Raw genomic sequence first — 18,962 nt, 5'->3', positions numbered from 1 at the left:
TAGCGTTGTTTTAAAAATTTCGGATTGCCGGATTCAACAGAGCTTATCAATCCCGCTCCATCCGCCTCACGAGAGAATCAGGGTTTCGGGCGCAATAGATGATTTTTGCTTATACCTGCGCTGTTATCACCGTCATCAAGTAAGATAAGCTACCTCTGATTGGTAACTGATAGCAGAGTCGGCATAGATGCCAGAATCACCCATGCTAGGAGCACAATACCGGTGGAGTGGCAAGAGAAAATCCGTTGGATTGCAGAGGGATCTGAACCAAAGGAAGCGGAAGTTGTGCGCGAGTGCGATCGCACCCTTCAGCGCTGCTAGGCCAGTCTCGAAGAGATAAGCCGCGAGTGCTGACTTTCAAGAGCAACGTCGCAAGGTAGAAGCGAAGCTTGCAGGGTGCGATCTGCGGGGTGACTTATGTCTTTGAAAGAATAGACCTGATGGAAAAGTCGCAGGTGGGATGGCAAAAGTAGGTTAGAGTCGGGAAAAGAATGTATGACGATATAGAAAAGGATCGGACACCAGGGCGATCGCCAGTTGAGAAATGTATGTATGACGACTTGAAGGAAAATCCTCCCTCAACTTCAATAGAGGGTTCTGGTTTTATTGAAAAGGATTCCTGAATCCCTGCGCTGAATGCGATCGCCAGTCGGGAAAGAGTAATTTTTTGACGTAAGACAACTGCGCTAGCACCGCGATCGCGCCCCTGACTCGCTCATCGCCTACAGCTAAATATTCTTCTAACACCTCTAGGCTGCGGTGCCCACTTACGGCTTGAATAACTCGCAGCGGCACCCCGCTATTGCTCATCATCGTCAATGCCGTTCTTCTAAATGAATGCGTACTGGCACCTTCTAGGTCGATGCGATTCATAGCTTCTCTTAAAATCCGTGAAGCGGAATCGGGGCGAATATGACCTCGCCCATGACGACCTGGAAACAGAAACCCTTGATGGGCGGGCGGGTTGTATTCGGTTAACAATTCCCTTAAGTCTTCACTAATAGGCACACATCTTGTTGCCAGCTTGCCTTTACTATTAGCTTTACGAATAATCAGAGACGGTCTGACTCGCCTAGATTTATCAAAGACATCTACCCGACGCAAAGTACAGGCTTCATTGATTCTTGCTGCCGTATACAAGCAAATCCCGAAGAGGCAGCGATGAGCAATAGTTTGCAGCCCCTCGTCAAAAAGTAACTGAATCTCGGCGGCTTCTAAACACCTGGCTTTGCCGTGACGATCTATTTTCAACTGCACACTCCCCACTAATGCCTATGAGATTTACCGCAGTAGGGGCGAAGCTCTCTCAGTTATCAAGAGCGATCACTCTTGCCGGTTTCAACCCTTTCTTGGGTCTACAGGTTAGCTACCACGGCGTGACCAGCAACCTACTCATAGATGTTGTCTGTACCATCGTCGTCAAAGAATTGCTCAAATTTTAGCAGTTGCTTAGTTGTGGTCATAGAAATTAACACGCCTTGCCTACTGCCATGCTAACCCCTGGTGTCAGAAAATTCAGCATGGATAAGTGGGTGTAGTGCCATCTATCGATGTCAGCCTACACTCTCTTTGCCGGTCTTCCTGTTTTGATCTTCGTGAGGCTTTCAATGACCTTCAGTAAAGCTTCATCAGGTAGTTCGTTAAGAGCGTGAAGACCAGCGCGGATGACCTCACTTTTAGCCACGTTGACGGCTGAATTGAGGCATCGCTGTCTAATGGCTGAAATTAGTTCATAGTCTTCACCAGGGAGGGTAAAGCTATCCCGAATCACTCGCTCCTTCTTAATTTGTTCCTCGCGGCTCTGAGCCTCTACTTGAGGAGTCACTTCCGACTTCCTGTTGGTTTGAGTCCCATCCCGTAGTAAAGATTCAGCTTTCTCAAATCGGCTCTTCACTGCTTCATCCTCTGCTTTGAGAGAAGCATTAAGAGCTGATTTCATATTTTTTTTGGTCATCGCCCCTCCTCTCTTCGTCAGCGTGCAGGAATCTTCAAAAACTGAGTAAACGGTACAAACACTATAAACTATATAAACAATATAAACACTATTAACTATACATACAGTTTATAGTGTTTGTGTATCCGGATGTTCGTGCGAGAATGGGAAAACTAAGCAAACAATATAAAAACTATAAACTGTATAAACAGTTTATCTCTGGAATCCCATGACGGCGAAAATTATTGCTGTAGTGAATCAAAAGGGTGGTTCAGGCAAAACTACTATTAGTATGCAGCTTGCCGGATCTCTAGCCCGACGGGAAAATAAAATTCTCGTGGTGGATGCAGATCCCCAAGGTACAGCAACTCGCTGGGCGGCTTCAGCTGAGGATGAAGCTCCGTTCCCAGCATCTGTAGTCGGCTTGAGTGCTGCTAATGCCAAGGTTCACCGGGAGGTCAAAAAGTTTATTGAGGATTATGATTGCATCATCATTGACTGTCCACCGGCGGCGGATTCTCCTGTTCCCCAGAGCGCCCTATTGATTGCTGACTTAGCGCTAGTGCCACTCATTCCCTCCCCACTAGATATGTGGGCAGCAGTCGGTATCCGCCAGGTCATCGTTAACGTGAGTATCATTAATGAGTCTCTACAGGCTCGGCTAGTGATGAATCAGTGCCAGCCCAATACGACTCTAGCTCAGGAAAGTTTAGAAGTTCTGCCGGAGTTTGGGATTGAATTGGTCAAATCTTATCTGGGACATCGGCAAGTCTATCGGCAGTCGGCTGTCTTTGGGCAGACAGTACACAACTTTGGCAGCAAAGCTTCAGCGGCGATAGAAGAGATAGAAAGCTTGACTGATGAGGTTTTGGGTATTCTGCACGTTTGAGACAGGTTAGCCGGTTAGCCTAGACTCTTATAACTGGGTAGCGATAGTTAACAGAAGCTCAAATAATAGCTTAGGTTACACTCACCTGAATATGAGATGGCATCCGCTTTTTCGGAACGATAGCTCTCATTGTTATAAGCTAAAACTGAGGGAAGTGCGAGCGCACTTTCCTGGTAACGCAATGGGTTCAGCTATTTCTTTAAAAAATATTTTCAAATCCATCTGTCATGGTTGTTTTGTCACTTTTTTAATAGCAGCATCTAGAATATCCACATCGGCGACAGGAATAGCAAAAGCGTAAGTATTTTTCAACAGTTGCCTCTTTGGGAGTTCTCCATATCGCTGTTTGTAAGCATCTGACGCAAACAACTCTATGTGAATAATTTGATTGGCACTAATAGTTAACCTCAAATGTTTGGCTCTTTCCTTGATAAACCAATACTCGCGTTCTTGGGGAGGATTTGTTTCCTTTGTATTTGTATTAGTGCGGCGTTTTGTTGTGTTTAAACGTTCCTCAACGGATTTTATCTTCTCCGATAGGGAAATCACCGTAGAATATAACTCGCTATTTTTACCTTGATAAGCTACTAGGTAGTTGTCTAGGTATTCACGAACGCAAGCCTTAACTCGTTCCTCTAGGGGTTCATCTTTGCCTCCCGCTTTACCTTGAAAAGTATCAAGGTAGTCTAGCTCTCCATTTAGGTAGAGCGAAAGTAATCGGGTAAGGGTAGCTGTTGCTGTCGTGCCTTTCTCCTGACATCGGCGCATGAACCCTGTCCATAGCTCTTCATCGCAGTTGAAGGATGCCAGTTTTTTGTTGCGCCCTGTATTACTCATGTCTGGATAAAACCTAGCTGTCTTTTTAGTATAGGTCTTATCTAGGTATTACCTAGAGATAAAAAACAAAGCTTTTTCGACAAGAAAAGGCAAGGTGCGATTCCAGACACCTTATATTCTGAGGATTTCTTATTTTCCTGTGCATAGAAGGCTTTTAGGGCTACTTTGCACTTAATAACAAGCTCCCTAGCCTTACCCCTAGTTATAATGTTTCTCAACTGTACCAAGTTGATAGGAGTTCTAATGAGTGCTGATTTGCTCAAACGTAAAGAAACTCACTTCGTACTGTGGCGCATCAGCAAGACCCCTCCTGAGCTAGTCATTGGGCAATTTCAACCTGGAAATCCACCAACCTTACGGGGAGAACAGCGATTTATACTTAAACAATCTTCAGCTTTCTCAGATCTTTGGGAGATTGCAGCAGCAGATTGTAATTTGCAGACAGGGCATATTTATCATTACTGGTTTGAAGTAGAAGACACCGATCCAGAGCAGAAGGCTCCTACTCGAATTCGTTGTACAGACCCCTATGCTTATGTTACAGACTGGCGTTTAACCAGCCCAAAATTGCCACTTCCTTATAAAGCTCGAAAAGACCAACGGGCATCGTCTGTCATCAAGTATGACCAAGGGAATCTACACCCCTGTGACCCAGGCGGTGAGGTTAGTGATTTTACAGAAGAGCCTAGCTTAGACACCTTGCGCCCTAATAATCGCCTTGTGATCTACGAGTTACCAACGACTTGGACTCGGCTATTAGGTGAATTAGATTTTGAGCAGGACGTAGGAACATTTCGCGATGTGCTTGCGCTAATCGAGCGCGATGCAGACGGAGCAAACTTCTCAGATCTTCCTATAGTACAACCCGGCGAATCTTACTTAACGAATTTAGGGATTAATGCGTTAGAACTTCTACCTCTTACAGATAGCTATATTAAACGGGAGTGGGGTTACGGACCATCTAATCTTTTTGCACCAGATTATGATCTGGGTTTTCCAGAAGGCAATTCTTCACCAACTGCCTTGAGCGACCTAACCCAACTAATTCAAACTTGCCACAAACATGGCATTCGCTTTTTTGTTGATATGGTTACTGCATTCGCTTCGCAGGGTTTTTATCAGTGTGCTAACTTTCCAGAGTTTCATATTGCGCCGAAAAAAGGCTCAACTGAGCCAGATGCATTGATATCTAGGCTTAATGAGTATGAGTATGAGGATGATGGAAGCATAATAGGCAGAAAACGACGAGATGGTTGGGGAGGTAAGCTTTGGCGCTACTTCAATTTTGTCAATGATGCTTACGATCCAATCTCAGGAACACAGCAGAAGCTAGTTCCTGCACGCCAATTGATGAAGACTTACCTCATTCATTGGATGCTTAATTGGCATATTGATGGTATCCGGCTAGACTCTGTTGAAAATATTGCCAATTGGGATTTTATTCAAGAATTTAAGGATCTAGCACGACAGCTTTGGCAACAGAGATGGAACGAACAAGCACTTGGAGCAGGAGCAGATGAACGATTTATTGTGGTAGGAGAAGAGCTATCGATGCCATTAGATCTCTTGCGTCAACAAAGACTGGATGGGTTATGGAATAACACGTTCAAGTACTTAGTTCGTGCTGCAATCTGTGGAAGAAATGCCAATGGATTGAGTTTTGAATGGACTGTACGCAAGGCAATTGATTGTCGCAATTTAGAATTTAGTGATGGTTCCCAATCTGTTATCTACCTGACTTCACACGATGTTGAGGGATTTGAGAATGAAAGATTGTACAACTTCCTCAACGTTAATGGTATTTGGGATACCCAGAAACGCATCAAACTTGCTTTTGTATGTTTGCTAACATCTGTAGGCATTCCAATGATTCTTGCTGGTGAGGAGTTTGCTGACCAACACGATCGTTTTGATGCCAAGGGCAAGGTCACTCATGCCGGAGGAAAGCAGGTTGATCCAGTCAATTTTGCACGTCGTGAAGAAGGGTGGCGCAAGGAGCTTTCAGAGTATGTAGCTAGACTAATCAAGTTTCGGACTTCCAGTAATGCCCTTGCTGTCAATGACACAGATTTCATCCACGTAGACTTTAATGAAGGTAAGAGAGTTCTTGTATGGAGGCGTGGACGCTCTGATAGTGCTCACCCAGTGGTAGTGGTTGCTAACTTTTCTGACTGGGGAAGTAACGTTCAGAACCCAAGGGCTGAGTATATCGTTCCAAATTGGCCTCCAACACCGCCCGGAGGTAGATGGAAGGAAATTACTCGAAACGAATATACTCCTCCAGAGTGGGTTGGAAGAGAACCAATTTACCCTTGGGAAGCTAAGGTGTATTCTCTAGAATAAGGACTATAACTACCTTAGATTAAGAAAGAAGTTCCCGTGGGGAGTTACTCTTTTGAGTCGTGTACTCGACCGTAAACACGGCTTCTTTGCTTCTCAACACCACAAACTGGGAAAGTGTTAGATGGGACAAACTTTTGAAACACTATGTTGACTAGCCAAGTAATCTTTGAGCCACTCACAACCTCGCATCAGTAGATCATCTAGATTGAGACTCCACAAGATTATTGTCCCGTCAATACTGGCAGAGGCTAGAGTTTGCCCGTCAGGACTAAAGCTGAGGCTGTGAACTGGGGCATCATGACCAGTCAGTGTAGTAATTAAAGTACCGTCCTGTTTCCAAAGTTTAATAGTAGTGTCATGTCCAGCGGAAACGAGGATTTGTCCATCAGGGCTAAATCTGATAATGTCAACTGGTGTACCGTGCTTGAGAGACCTTACTAAAGTGCCATCTCGTCTCCAAATCTTAATGTGACTATCAGCACTAGCAGATACGATAGTTTCTCCATTTGGACTGAAAATAACACTATTAACTGGGGCATCATGCTTGAAAGTCTCAATCAAAGTCCCATCTTGTTTCCAAAGCTTTATATTTTTATCACCACCAGCAGAAACTAAAAATTCCCCACTTGGGCTAAAGCTGACCTTGTTAACTGGCGCTTCGTGACTGTTAAGAGTAGTAACCAAAGTGCCATTCCGTTTCCAAAGCTTAACGGTACGATCAGCACTAGCAGAGGCTATCATGTGCCCATCCGGGCTGAAGCTAATTCCATTAACCGGCCTTTTGTGACCGTTAAGAGTAGTAACCAAAGTGCCATTCCATTTCCAAAGCTTAACGGTGCGATCAGCACTAGCAGAGGCTATCAACTGCCCATCTGGGCTAAAGCTAACATCATTAACCGGTTTACTGTGTTCAACGAGAGTAGCAACCAAAGTGCCGTCCTGTCTCCAAAGCTTAATCACGTTAGCATCACTAGCAGACATTAAAATTTGTTCATCTGGAACGAAGCCGCAGCTACGCTGTGAGCATCCTTTCCAACTCCCACTAGCAGAAGCCAAGATTTGTCTATCTGGACTGAAGTGAATGCTGTTAATTGAAGCATTGTATTTGGCAAAGCTAGGAAAAGCACTATTGAGGTTCAAAAATTTAATGGTGTAATCAGAGCTAGCAGAGATTATGGTTTTTCCATCTGGGCTGAATCGAGCCTTGTTGATTGGAATACTATACTCGGCGAGAGTAGTAACTAAAGTGCCATCTCGTCTCCATATCTTGACAGTTTTATCGTTACTTGCAGAAACAATAGTTTGTCCATCAGGGCTAAAACTGATGCTATTAACGGGCGCATTATGTGCAGCAATAATAGTAACTAAAGTGCCATCTCGTCTCCATATCTTGACAGTTTTATCGTTACTTGCAGAAACAATAGTTTGTCCATCAGGACTAAAGCTGATGCTATTAACGGGCGCATTATGTGCAGCAATAGTAGTAACTAAAGTGCCATCTCGTCTCCATATTTTAATAGTTTTGTCGTTACTTGCAGAAACAATAGTTTGTCCATCAGGACTAAAGTTGACGCTATTAACAGGCGCATTGTGTGCAGCAATAGTAGTAACTAAAGTGCCATTTTGTCTCCATATTTTAATAGTTTTGTCGTTACTTGCAGAAACAATAGTTTGCCCATCAGGACTAAAGTTGACGCTATTAATGGGCGCATTGTGTGCAGCAATAGTAGTAACTAAAGTGCCATCTCGTCTCCATATCTTGACAGTTTTGTCGTTACTTGCAGAGACAATAGTTTGCCCATCAGGACTGAAACTGACACTATTAACCCAATGGCTATGCCCAACGAATTTAGCAATCAAAGTGCCGTCTCGCCGCCAAAGCATGATAGAAGAATCGTTGCTAGCAGAGACAAACACCTGTCCATCGGAACTAAAACTGATATCGTTAACTGGAGCTTTGTGCCCTTCTAAGCGGTTCTGCTCATGAATTTTAGAAAGTATGGTCAATAAACTAAACAAAGGACTATAAGCAGGATATTTAGATAGTGAGCGCTCATTTCCAGCTAAACGCTTTAACTCTTGACCAGTCTGTACTGCTGAAAAAAGTGCATCGATTTGACTAGACTCAAAGAACTGCCGCCATGTATTAGTTCCTTTTTGCTCTAGTTGCATTATCTCTAAAGATGTTTGACGGATGATTAATGCCTGTATTGCTCCAGCAATAGATAAAGCTAGGATGACGAATCCTGTATAGGTTTGTCGTTTGGTTTTGCGTTGTGCTGTCAGAAATCGTTGGTTTGCTTGTCTTTCCTCTTCCAACGATATTTCTACTTTTTTCTGAGCAGAAGCAACTATTTCTCTGGCTTTCCTTTCAGCATTTAAAGCAAATTGAACGGCTTGTTTATCTAACTCTTGGCTGGCAGCTAGAAACCGATAATCTTGGTCACTTAAACTTTTTCCTACAGCCCAATCTTGAGCTTCTCGCAATGCTTGCCCACGTAGTAGACATGAGTCATCTTGGCACCTCGCTTCTATCCAAGCCGCCAGCTCTGCTGCATAAGGTCGTAAGCTTGATAATGCTTGATCAACCCAATCTGAATTGAAAACCGTTCCATAAATGCGGTTGTAAACTCTCAAGAAGCCATGCTGCTTAACCACTAAACCAGATAGCCGCAATTCCATTTGTTCTGGACTATCATCACTTTTAAGTTCTCCAAAGTGCAAAATTTGTTGATACAGTCCTAATAGCCGACAAACACGCTTCTCATTACTAACTAGCCGCTTGCGTATTGTTTGTAAATGCTGTTGCCTATCCTGCGTCCACCAATTCTCAATTATCCTCTCTCGCACAATCGCAGCTACCCAGTCTATCTCGCTATCTGGCTCAAAGGGCGTAGAGGGATATGTGCAAACCAATTGGCACAACCATTGCGTTAGGAATGGTTGCCCACCTGTCCACTTTAACACCTCTTTCAACACGGCTTTGGGATTGCTGACTATCCCAACTAGACCTTTCTCTAGAGGGGTAACTTGCTCTAGTTGAAACCCAGTCAGTTCAATAGCTCGACTATCAATATTAAAGGGCGTGTGATTTGTATTTGCAATCAAATCCACAGGTGTCGCCACTCCTATCAGCGCAAAAGTGAGGCGATTATACTTTGAATTGTTGGCGCGTTGGTTGTAACAGCTACAAATAAATGCAAAAAAATCGTCTTTAAACTTCAGGTTTAAAACATTATCAATTTCATCGACAAAAATAATAACATTTTGACTAACCTTATCTAGCAGTACTTCTTCAAAAAACCTACTCAACCGCAGTGAAGGAGGAATATATTGATATTTGTACCACCAGTCTCCTACATCAATTTCCAAATTAAACCCACTTACTAGAAGGCTGAGGAAGCCACCAAAAAATTCATCGGGTGTTACCTCATAGCTACAAATGTCCCTCATTTCGATTGCACAACAAGCAAATCCCTCTTTTTGCAGGGTTCGCATTGTTCGTACCCGCAGACTGGACTTGCCCATCTGTCGGGAATTTAATACATAACAGAAAGAACCAGCCTTTAATCCTTCATACAGTTCATAGTCTGCCTGTCGGACTACATAAGTAGAAGCAGACTCTGGTAGACTTCCCCCTACTTGATAAGAGTTGCCATTACTGTATGTTGCACTCATAAATTATCTTGAAGGCGATCGCGAAAATACTGGCGGTATAACTCGTAACGGGGAATTGCATTATTGCTTAAAAGCTTCACCAGTCCCAAGTCATTTAACTTCACTGCCATACTTTGATTTAACTGGGAGTTAAATTCCACTGGAGAGTTAGCTAGGACTATCTTTTGAAAAGCACAAGCTAGTTCAGGGTTAGATTGCAGATTTCTCCAATGTCGTTCTAAGTGGCGACTATAGACTCCCCGTGCCGTATGAGATGTTTGCAGCAATTCTTCAAGCGTTGTATATTGTTGTGCTATCTGTTTGAGGGCTTCCCCCACCAAGTAGGGATGTCCTCCCACCATTGCCATTAACTGTGTAACTCTGGCTGTATCCCACTCCAGTCCATACCGTTGTGCTAAAGAAAGCACTTGCTCTTGGTTGAAGTCTGTTAATGTCATCTCACATCCAGCATTAAACGGGGACTGATTGATATCAATCTCAGTGTAGATTTCCGAATGCAACACGACTAGCCGAAGTTGCCGCCAGAGTTGGCGAGTCTTAGCGTCCTCATGCCAGGTTCGCAGCATACCTAAAAACTCGCTGGCAATTTCCCGTATTGGGAAAATTCGGTCTACCTCATCTAAAGCTAAAGCTAGGGGACTATCTCCTGGTAACAAATACTTCTCAAAGTAGCTTCGACATTTAATCTTGCTATTCCCAATACTCTTGCGCCAGTGTTCTTCCACACTTGTAGTCAATTCCAATCTGTCAGCGAAGATTGTACAAAACCACTGCAAGAAATTATCCAGATTAGTGAAATCTTCTTGGGTTGCGTCCCGTAAGTTTAAAACTACTGTTCGGTACCCCTTTTGTTCAACGTAATTTATGAGCCTTGACATCAGCTCTGTTTTTCCTGTCTGCCAAGGGGCTTTAATTCGCAGCAGGCATCCCGGCTTCAAAATCTCCGAATAACAGCGCTCTTCAATGGGTGGGCGTTCTACATAAAAGGCAAAATCCATCCCTTGGGCTTCCACAGCAGACAGACGCCCAAACGGCTCTTTTGTCTCAAAAATTTTGTATTCTTCCAGTTCACCTAAATCGCTTACATGGAGCGATCGCAAAAACTCGGCTCCTTCCACTTCAGTTGGCTTCTCTCGGCTGTTCTGAAAGCTTGATACATCATCAACTTCTTCCAAGTCTCCATAATTTCTCCTGAACTCCATCTGAGTCTCCTCACCTAGAACTAATGGAGTTTCCAGGTTAAATTCAGCAATTTCCCCGCAGTTTAAGGACAATTTCTGACAGATATCTTCAAAAATTGCCCGATCTACTGGTTTACCTGTCAGAAAGTTGACCACTGTGGAGCGAGCTAAGCCTAGATCCTCCGCTAGAGCCTGTTGACTAAGAAAGCTGTTCCTTCTGACCGCTAGTTTAACTATCCCTATACAGTCCTGTCGAACCTTGAGCGATCGCGGCATATCGATACTTATGAGTTACTTAGATTCTATATGGATGCCATAGCTCATGGATGCAATAGCTCAAAAGTCAGCCTTACTCAGTCAATCTCAGCCTTGAACTCAGTTAGCCAAGAGTTTTGATGAAAGTATCGAACTCATAGCAGTAAGGAAAAACCCATGAAATTTGGTATTGATATCGGACATAATTGCCCACCGGATACAGGTGCAGTCGGACTTCAAAAAGAAGATGATTTAACAAGAGCGGTTGGCAGATTATTGATGCAAAAATTAGCAGCCGCAGGTCACACAGTCGTTAACTGTACGCCAACAACAGCTAGCAGTGAGACTGACTCTTTAAGGCAGCGAGTCAACAAAGCCAATGATAATCGTGTTGATGTCTTTGTCTCGATTCATTTTAATAAATTCAATAGCAAAGCCAATGGAACCGAAGTCTTTGCGATTAGTCGAGTCAGCCAGTCTATAGCAGAATCAGTCCTTAAAGAGGTTGTCCAGCTTGGCTTCAAAAACCGAGGCGTAAAAAATACTCCATTCTTCGTTTTAAAACACACCTCAATGCCCGCCATTTTAGTTGAGTGTTGTTTTTGTGACTCGTCAAAAGATATGAATATCTTTGGGGCTGAGGAAATGGCTGAAGCAATCAAGCATGGGTTAATTGGGGAATCAGATGATAATTCGCTCCCTCAGCCTGGACTTTTGCGAATTAGCAAGTCAACTATCTTAAAACCTTCTACCGAACAAGCCCTAGATTTACCGCCAGAAACACTAGCTAACATTGCTCCTGGTGATTATCCCGTCTTAGATTTCCGGTATGAAGAAAAACACTACTGGGTTAAGTGGGTTGATAAAAGTCAGGCTAATCGAGATGAACATTTTGTTTTTGAGAACCACGGGAAAGTTGTAGACAAGCCGTAAATAAATCATTGAATTAGGGCTGACCACCTAACAACGATAAACCATGTTTCTGAAGTTTAGTAATCGTTGTAATAACTTACTAACGTTAAAGAAGCCTGGTTTATACGTTAGTTCTATGAATCATCAGACAACACACGCAAAAGTATCTCTGGTTAGCAGAGAAGTTAAACTAAGTAATTTTTATCAAGGACAAAATCATGGCATTACTAGACGAGTTAGTGAAAAACTATGCGGCTAAAGATTTGGAAACAATCTTTAACCAGGTTGGCATTCCCTCTGCAAAAGTTCACCCAATAAATCGGCAACCTTTAAAAGAAGTGACGCTGGCTCAATGGTTGCTGGAATCGGGCAGAGCAACCAGCGACCTCGCTATCAAGGCCTTCAATTTCGCTGGCTTGAAATGGCGGCATCCTGATATGGATGGGTTTGCCACCGCTATTAAAATTAAAGTTCCTTCTGAACCTCAAGAAGGTGAGTTCTGTCAATTCAAGGATGTTGATGCCTACATTATGGGCTACTGGAAGTTTTTAACCCGCTCTCCCTACGCAGGCTTAGAAGAGCATACTCATGCGCCAGAGACATTCATTGGATTTTTGCAACGTAAAGGGTATGCTGCCGACCCTAGGTATATCAACAAAGTTATGGGCTTACTCCCAGAAGCGCAGCAGTTACTTGCCCGTGCCAGCGGGATTACAATTACGCTCCCACCTGTACAACTCCAGGCAACCCGTGCGCCTCAAGAAGTTGAGGTAGGGCAGAATTTCAGGGTTGAAGGTGTTGCCTCCATAACTGATAGTGGCAAAGTTTTGTTGCTTAAGATAGACGATACATTCCCATCCAAAGGTGCAGCTATCGGTCAGGATGGTAAATGGCAAATTGATTTCGTGTTTCACCAAGCGGGCGCTCGCAAAATGCAAATAGCTGTCGGCAGCGAAACTACAGAAATCTCTATTAAAGCTGTTCCTTCTGCCAGTGACCAAGATGACGAAGAAACGCCAAACCCTACAGGAAAGGTGGCGATAAAGTTAACCAAAAGCGTGGGAGTTGGCGTAGTTAACAACAATAAAGAAGAAGTTAAAGCTGTCAAACAGCGATTGCGTGACTTAGGTTATACCTGGGTGGGTAATCCTGATAGTGTAACCATAGATACGGGTACGGTTAAAGCAATTAAGCTGTTCCAATCTATTATTGCGGGTCGCAGCACGGTTGCAGGTGATGGACGAATTGATGTGGGTGGTCCTACTCATCAATGGTTACAAGCTGCGAATGCACCACGTTGGGTAGCAATGCCGTTTAGTAATCCATCAATTGGTTTTGTCAATTTTGAGCGCGACCAAACTAATGATGAACACGATTTTGGTACAGATTGGTTAGCCGATACCATTCTTGCGATCGCCAAGGATTATCAAGCCAGTTATCGAAACGCTAATCCGAGTGCTGCCCCATTTGCCATCAACGATATTAGTCTTCCGCATGGAGGCGATACGCCTGACCATGCGGGACATGAAACTGGCTTAATGTGCGATGTCTTTTTGCCCAGAAAGGATGGGAAATTTGGCGGAATTCACTGGTGGGATACCAGTTACGACCGAAGCGCTACGCGAGCGCTGATTAAATCCATGCGTAAGCATAAGCTAGTACGGGCAGTTTTTTTCAACGATCCGCAGCTCATTCAGCAAAGGTTGTGTTCTCGCGTGCCAGGTCACGACCATCACCTTCACTTTGAAATTAACCCGCCCGTGAGAGCCTAATTCTGAGTTTCTCTTTGGAAAAGGAGGGAGCGCTCTCATCGCTTCTTAAGAGCAAGTAGAGCAATGAGGCTCGCTTTCTTCAATTTTTCAAAATGTTCGAGGGTGCATCTTATCTCATTACAGATAGTAAGTAGGAGTCAACTTGTATGCAAGTTCATTCATTAACTGAAGATAAAAGAAGAAACGATTTGGAAGTTGAAATTAAGCAAGTCAGCCAAGAATTAACTCGACTCAGACAGATAAATAGAAACTGGGATGCCAGTTTAACAATTACCACTATTGTTCTCACTCTGGTGATTACTCTTCTCAATACTTTAGATAGAGTGAACGAGCAAGATCAGAAAATAGTAACAGGTATTGTTGGGGGAGTTATTGTAGCCATTCAATCGATTGGCAATGCTTTTCCTGTGAAACAAAGAGCTGGAAGCTACCGGATTCTTGAAGCACAGGCTAACAATTTGTTAAGCGATGTCAGATTTGTCGAAGATTTACAAGAATTGCAAACTCTTGAATCTCAGTTCTATCAATTGAGGAATGAAGTGGCAAAAGCAGACAGCTAATAGTCAGCTCTTCAATTGAGTTAGTTGGCATCCCCCTGTCAAATCTAGATTGATTAGGACTTATTAATATTCCATCGCTGGTTCGCACCAGTGATGGAATATTATTTTATGAATTATAGAAATTTGCTCGCGCTCCTGATTTATGGAATAAGGGGAAGAGATGATGTTTCTCATCTTGCAATAATGGGCGCGATCGCATCTTCACCCTAGCAGGTACAGACTTGAACTTTCCTCCGGACGGGCATGGAGATAGCGCCCGGTGACTGTAACGGAAGAATGCCCTAGCGTTGCAGCCACTAGATCGCCTTTGTATAGTAATGGAGAAAAAATGATCGCTAAGAGCAACTGTCCCATTTTCAATGTTTGGTCCCGCTGCCAGATAACAAATTATTTGTTGCTACTAACACATTAGTGTCGTTCGTCCAAAAACCTTTCAAATCTTTTACAACAGGGGTTTTGGGCCAAGTAACACTTTGCTAGGAATTCCTCTTTAAAGCCATAATTGTCTTAACTCCAACTTTTCTTCATCCAAATATATCTAGGCTTTGGCAGCGATAGAAACGCTCAACGACAACAATTTGTTAAGACGACAAATAATCTGTTATTCGACAGCATCTATGCTTAACTTCTCGCTGGCAGCCGCTGAAGGTTCAAAATCTATCTTAGCTATCTCTTGACTATCTAAAGACAGCCTGAGACATAACTCTTCAAAAACTGCCCAGTCAACAGGTTTGCCTGTCAGGAAATTGACGACTGTAGAGCGAGCTAAGCCAAGCTCCTTGGCTAGCGCTTGCTGGCTTAGAAAGCCATTGCGATCTTACCGATAGCTTGACCCTTCCTATATAGCCCCGGCGAACCCTAAGCGATCGAGGCATATGAGATTTTTAGTCTAGTCACATTTTAGATAAAGTTCCTCAAAAGTCACCCCAACTCAGTCATTCTGAGCCACGAACTCAGTCAGCAGTCTTGTTTCATTAAATTATCGCCACTAATACTAATTACTAAGGCGAGTTACAGAGAGTTAGAAGAATATCTGCAATTCTCTGCAAAAAACTGAAGACCTCTTATCCAGGAGAACAAATTGTATGAAACGGTTTCTTGCGCTCATGTCTACTGTCCTCGTTTTTGGTTCTTCTGCCACGCTTGTAGCAGGATCGATTGTAATCAATAATCAACCTGCCCAGGCAAAACATATGTGTCACTGTGACTGATACTAATCACCAAGCGAGCTACAGAGAATTGGAAAAAGACTTGCAATTCTCTGCAAAAAACTGAAAACCTCTTATTCAGGAGAACAAATTGTATGAAACGGTTTCTTGCGCTCATGTCTACTGTCCTCGTTTTTGGTTCTTCTGCCACGCTTGTAGCAGGATCGATTGTAATCAATAATCAACCTGCATTAGCGGAGCATGAGGATCAGGGAGAACGGTAGCTGCACATCCCTCTAGACCTTGCACTTATCAAACATAGACTTCTATCGCTTGATAAGTGTTCTTTTTAACTAGCTGTCGATTTCTCATTTCTTGGAAATTCAGAATGAATATACCTCTCAATGTTCACTGTCTTCTAATTGCAGCTACATTAATTTCTGCTGCTGATCCTGCCTCTGCAATCACTCCCATTGGCAATGCTGCAAATCCTCAAGTTACATCATGTGTTTGTCAAGGAAAAGTCTTTTCTGAAAGACTCTGCCCAATGATTCACTGCATTGATGAAGTTGCGTCTACTTCTACAGAGCAAGCCTCTGACATAATCTCACCTATAACAAGCCCAGCAGTTCTTGTTGCCCGTGATTGGTTCGGATGGGAGAGACAAGACCGCAAGCCAAAAGCTTGATTTGTAGAAGTCGTCCGAATGAGGAGCAAAAGTTAATTCCTGCTCCTCATTCAAGAAACATAGAATTTAGGAAGCTGAGCTATGTCACAAATTGATGCCTCCATTTTTCTCGATTCTCAAAGTAATCAGAAGGAAATTTTATTGGCAGACTTACAGACAGCTAAATGGATTGAGAGGATAAATTTATATACAGATTTGGAACAACTTGCTGAACACTTTGTTTACTATCATCATCATCTTACCCAAACAGTCATGGGTACAACAGTAAAGCGTTTAGAGCAAATTGATAAGTTATTCCTTGGAACTGTTATTCTGAAATGGTCAACTCTCTATTCAACTGCTCTTAGTCAGCTTAGAAAATATTTTCCTTTAGGTTCTGCTCCCAGTTTGACTGTAAATGGCAAGAATTGGTCAGAGATACTTCTGATTAATAGTGTAGGACTAGCACGGTTAGCCAATGAATCAAGATACGCAGAGTATTGGTCTGAGAAGTCATTGTCTAATTCTGCTGTATATGATTCTTATACTGATCGGCTTGAGTTTCTGACGACAGATTTACATCTCCAACTTAACCATCTTAAACTTACTGGCTCACTAACAATTTATGATGCTGCAAATCTTGGAGTTACAACTTATGACATTGCTAAGGCAGTATATGAGTCTCCAGATCCTAATTTTATTAAGCACTTCAGATCGTTAGGATGGCAAGTCGTCAGTTTTGATGAGGGCGCAAATCAACTCTGCTTGCTGCTGTACGAGTTTTTGCGGTAATCAAAAATAGCAAAGTAACTCAGCCATTCTCGATCTTCAAGTCAGTGATACATCAGATTTGATAAGAACATACAGAGATTTCAGACAGGAGAAGAATCATGGTACAAGCCTCCAACAAGATGAGTGCGTTTTCACATTTAGCCATTACCTTGTTTCGTAAACCCAAGCAGCAAATACTACAACTTTCTCAAAGCAGTGACAATTCAAGCTACATCTCACAGGTTTCAGCCCACCATCAGGCAGTTGTACACATACGCGAGGTTCAGGCGGAGTACCTAATTCGAGGCTGGATACGCTAGATATATAGATTGCACTAGGAGGTCGTATTAAGTCAAAAAAAGCTGTCGCACTGTAAGCACCACGATCTAAAACTCAGGGTTGCGATCACCATCTCCTTGACCTTCTCCGTCACATCGATGTACCACTGCAACACCGACAAGTTCTTGTGCCTAGAGATCGACTGAATATGTTTGATTGGCACTCGCTCATTATGCATCCAAGTCATGGCATGAGAAAGTAATGAGTTCGTGATCTGCACTTCACTCAATTGAGTGTCACATGGAGAAGATCGCCGCACGCAGCCGCTGAACTATATATTAGGTATTAACTCTTTTCTCATCTGTTACAGCTCTATTGCTGCGAGCGTATCCTCTTACCCCTATCTACTACCCAGAATTAATAAAGACCAGATGACTCTAACGACCGTATTAACGCTTCAAGGAATTTTTTGCCCCACAGGATTGATAGTAATCCACATAATACAACCACCAATGTTGCAATCCCTATGTTAAGCAAGTTCAATTCTATAAACGATAACAAGTAAGGGATGAGTACCATAAAAGTACCAAGTGCAGCCCCTACCAGGAATCTGTAGACAACATTAGCGGCAGAATGCTTTTCAAGCTCAATATCTTCGGAAGCCATAGGAAGATTCTTTAACTCCTTAGTTACACAATATCCATACCTTAGCAAGGAAGGCTATAGATAGAGTTCCTTCACGTAGTAGTAGGTTCGGGAATAAATAAATAATATTCTCACAAACGACCGTTTATAAGACAATTATTTTGAGTTAATGCAACGCGCCTCAAATCTACCTCTACCGTGTCTCATAACCCGTCTTTTTATCTATGTATCATGAGATAATTAATATATGAGTTGCGATACATTTTTAATGAAAATTGGATATTGCAGAGTTTCATCTAACGACCAAACATAAAATTTACAAAGGGATGCTCTTAAAGAAACTGGATGCAAAAAGATTTTTAGTGATACCGCCAGTGGTGCTTCTTCATCTCGACCTGGATTAAAGCAATGCCTCGACCAACTCCGTAAGGGGGATACTTTAGTTGTATGGCGACTGGATCGACTTGGACGCTCTCTCAAACATTTACTAGAACTGGTTGAAGATTTTAATAAAAAAGAAATTGGGTTTGTCAGTCTAACCGAAGCAATTAACACAACAACCAGCGGTGGCAAGTTAGTCTTTAGCATTTTCGGCGCGATCGCTGAATGTGAAAGGCAGATTATTAAAGAAAGAACTTTTGCTGGATTAGCAGCTGCTAGAGCTAGAGGCAGAAAGCAGAAATGTTGAATCCTGATACAAAACTTTACATAGTTAGTTGCACTAAGTCTAAAAAGCCTAAATTAGTCAACATAACATCATCTCCTCAAACCAATGGACATAACTGATTTTTTGACACATACAACATTGTAAATAGCGGAATTTATCTAATAGTGTATGACCCCATTGTTCGGGAATACATAAAAGCTGTAAAATTAGATAAGCTATCAAACTAACGTAAATTTGTATGGTAATACCGTTGACGTTTTTTGTAATTAATTTATCGAGTTTTAAGTGCATCTTTAAAAACTTCCATAATAATTCAACTCCCCAACGTAATCGATAAATATCCCTAATGTCATCATCACTAACTGCTGCATCTCCTGCTGCTGGTAAATTAGTCACTAATCGGAATTCAGTTCGGGTTTCCAGAT

Annotated in this window: 17 protein-coding genes and 1 pseudogene; 10 read left to right on the top strand and 8 right to left on the bottom strand. The window is 42.7% G+C overall.

What is annotated here, in order from left to right:
• The first annotated feature begins 491 nt into the window (after positions 1 to 491).
• Complete coding sequence (locus tag NDI42_RS26475) at positions 492 to 623, top strand: hypothetical protein (protein WP_277876911.1); 132 nt, start codon at positions 492 to 494, stop codon at positions 621 to 623.
• On the opposite strand, the gene NDI42_RS26470 is transcribed toward NDI42_RS26475, so the two are convergent.
• Complete coding sequence (locus NDI42_RS26470; RefSeq protein ID WP_348231763.1) at positions 604 to 1,257, bottom strand: tyrosine-type recombinase/integrase; 654 nt, start codon at positions 1,255 to 1,257, stop codon at positions 604 to 606. The genes NDI42_RS26475 and NDI42_RS26470 overlap by 20 nt on opposite strands.
• 301 nt (positions 1,258 to 1,558) lie before the next feature.
• On the bottom strand, positions 1,559 to 1,954 hold the full coding sequence (locus NDI42_RS26465; RefSeq protein WP_206755973.1) for a hypothetical protein: 396 nt from the start codon (positions 1,952 to 1,954) through the stop codon (positions 1,559 to 1,561).
• Positions 1,955 to 2,162: 208 nt separating this feature from the next.
• Between NDI42_RS26465 and parA the strand changes: the two genes are divergently transcribed.
• Complete coding sequence (gene parA / locus NDI42_RS26460) at positions 2,163 to 2,822, top strand: ParA family partition ATPase (RefSeq protein WP_190460493.1); 660 nt, start codon at positions 2,163 to 2,165, stop codon at positions 2,820 to 2,822.
• A 225-nt stretch (positions 2,823 to 3,047) separates the two neighbouring features.
• Here parA and NDI42_RS26455 read toward each other — a convergent pair whose 3' ends face one another.
• The gene (locus tag NDI42_RS26455) at positions 3,048 to 3,659 is read right to left on the bottom strand and encodes a hypothetical protein (RefSeq protein WP_190460491.1); all 612 of its coding nucleotides are present in this window, start codon (positions 3,657 to 3,659) and stop codon (positions 3,048 to 3,050) included.
• Between the two features lie 243 nt (positions 3,660 to 3,902).
• On the opposite strand from NDI42_RS26455, the gene NDI42_RS26450 reads away from it, so the two are divergent.
• Complete coding sequence (locus tag NDI42_RS26450; protein WP_190460489.1) at positions 3,903 to 6,002, top strand: alpha-amylase family glycosyl hydrolase; 2,100 nt, start codon at positions 3,903 to 3,905, stop codon at positions 6,000 to 6,002.
• A 117-nt stretch (positions 6,003 to 6,119) separates the two neighbouring features.
• On the opposite strand, the gene NDI42_RS26445 is transcribed toward NDI42_RS26450, so the two are convergent.
• Positions 6,120 to 9,680: a WD40 domain-containing protein gene (locus NDI42_RS26445; RefSeq protein ID WP_190460487.1), complete on the bottom strand. Its 3,561-nt coding sequence runs from the start codon at positions 9,678 to 9,680 to the stop codon at positions 6,120 to 6,122.
• Entirely contained in the window at positions 9,677 to 11,017 is a 1,341-nt protein-coding gene (locus tag NDI42_RS26440; protein WP_190460484.1) for an AAA-like domain-containing protein, read from the bottom strand. The genes NDI42_RS26445 and NDI42_RS26440 overlap by 4 nt, the downstream gene beginning before the upstream one ends.
• A gap of 276 nt (positions 11,018 to 11,293) precedes the next feature.
• On the opposite strand from NDI42_RS26440, the gene NDI42_RS26435 reads away from it, so the two are divergent.
• The 3 genes from NDI42_RS26435 to NDI42_RS26425 all read left to right on the top strand — a co-directional run bounded on the left by NDI42_RS26435 (position 11,294) and on the right by NDI42_RS26425 (position 14,360).
• Positions 11,294 to 12,049 (top strand): N-acetylmuramoyl-L-alanine amidase, encoded by a 756-nt coding sequence (locus NDI42_RS26435; RefSeq protein ID WP_190460481.1) that lies wholly within the window; start codon positions 11,294 to 11,296, stop codon positions 12,047 to 12,049.
• Between the two features lie 197 nt (positions 12,050 to 12,246).
• Positions 12,247 to 13,800 carry a glucosaminidase domain-containing protein gene (locus NDI42_RS26430; RefSeq protein ID WP_190460479.1) on the top strand — a complete coding sequence of 518 codons (1,554 nt, stop codon included), beginning with the start codon at positions 12,247 to 12,249 and terminating at the stop codon, positions 13,798 to 13,800.
• Positions 13,801 to 13,946: 146 nt separating this feature from the next.
• Positions 13,947 to 14,360, top strand: coding sequence for a hypothetical protein (locus NDI42_RS26425; RefSeq protein ID WP_190445144.1), 414 nt, complete (start codon positions 13,947 to 13,949; stop codon positions 14,358 to 14,360).
• Positions 14,361 to 14,561: 201 nt separating this feature from the next.
• On the opposite strand, the gene NDI42_RS29005 is transcribed toward NDI42_RS26425, so the two are convergent.
• On the bottom strand, positions 14,562 to 14,714 hold the full coding sequence (locus NDI42_RS29005) for a hypothetical protein (protein WP_199311488.1): 153 nt from the start codon (positions 14,712 to 14,714) through the stop codon (positions 14,562 to 14,564).
• Between the two features lie 1,182 nt (positions 14,715 to 15,896).
• Here NDI42_RS29005 and NDI42_RS26415 point away from each other — a divergent pair.
• The 3 genes from NDI42_RS26415 to NDI42_RS26405 all read left to right on the top strand — a co-directional run bounded on the left by NDI42_RS26415 (position 15,897) and on the right by NDI42_RS26405 (position 17,266).
• The gene (locus NDI42_RS26415; RefSeq protein ID WP_190460477.1) at positions 15,897 to 16,196 is read left to right on the top strand and encodes a hypothetical protein; all 300 of its coding nucleotides are present in this window, start codon (positions 15,897 to 15,899) and stop codon (positions 16,194 to 16,196) included.
• Between the two features lie 81 nt (positions 16,197 to 16,277).
• Positions 16,278 to 16,967, top strand: a complete 690-nt coding sequence (locus NDI42_RS26410; protein WP_190460475.1) for a hypothetical protein — start codon at positions 16,278 to 16,280, stop codon at positions 16,965 to 16,967.
• Between the two features lie 98 nt (positions 16,968 to 17,065).
• Entirely contained in the window at positions 17,066 to 17,266 is a 201-nt protein-coding gene (locus NDI42_RS26405; protein WP_348231758.1) for a hypothetical protein, read from the top strand.
• Positions 17,267 to 17,642: 376 nt separating this feature from the next.
• Here NDI42_RS26405 and NDI42_RS26400 read toward each other — a convergent pair whose 3' ends face one another.
• Positions 17,643 to 17,891: a hypothetical protein gene (locus tag NDI42_RS26400; RefSeq protein ID WP_190460473.1), complete on the bottom strand. Its 249-nt coding sequence runs from the start codon at positions 17,889 to 17,891 to the stop codon at positions 17,643 to 17,645.
• Between the two features lie 247 nt (positions 17,892 to 18,138).
• On the opposite strand from NDI42_RS26400, the pseudogene NDI42_RS26395 reads away from it, so the two are divergent.
• Positions 18,139 to 18,543, top strand: a pseudogene (locus tag NDI42_RS26395) (recombinase family protein); the annotation flags it as partial.
• A 72-nt stretch (positions 18,544 to 18,615) separates the two neighbouring features.
• Here the strand turns inward: NDI42_RS26395 and NDI42_RS26390 are convergent.
• On the bottom strand, positions 18,616 to 18,962 hold a 347-nt coding region (locus NDI42_RS26390), incomplete at its 5' end, for a transposase (RefSeq protein ID WP_190460471.1).

Source organism: Funiculus sociatus GB2-C1, assembly GCF_039962115.1.
Classification (GTDB): domain Bacteria; phylum Cyanobacteriota; class Cyanobacteriia; order Cyanobacteriales; family FACHB-T130; genus Funiculus; species Funiculus sociatus.
This window is presented reverse-complemented; position numbering and strand designations above follow the sequence as displayed.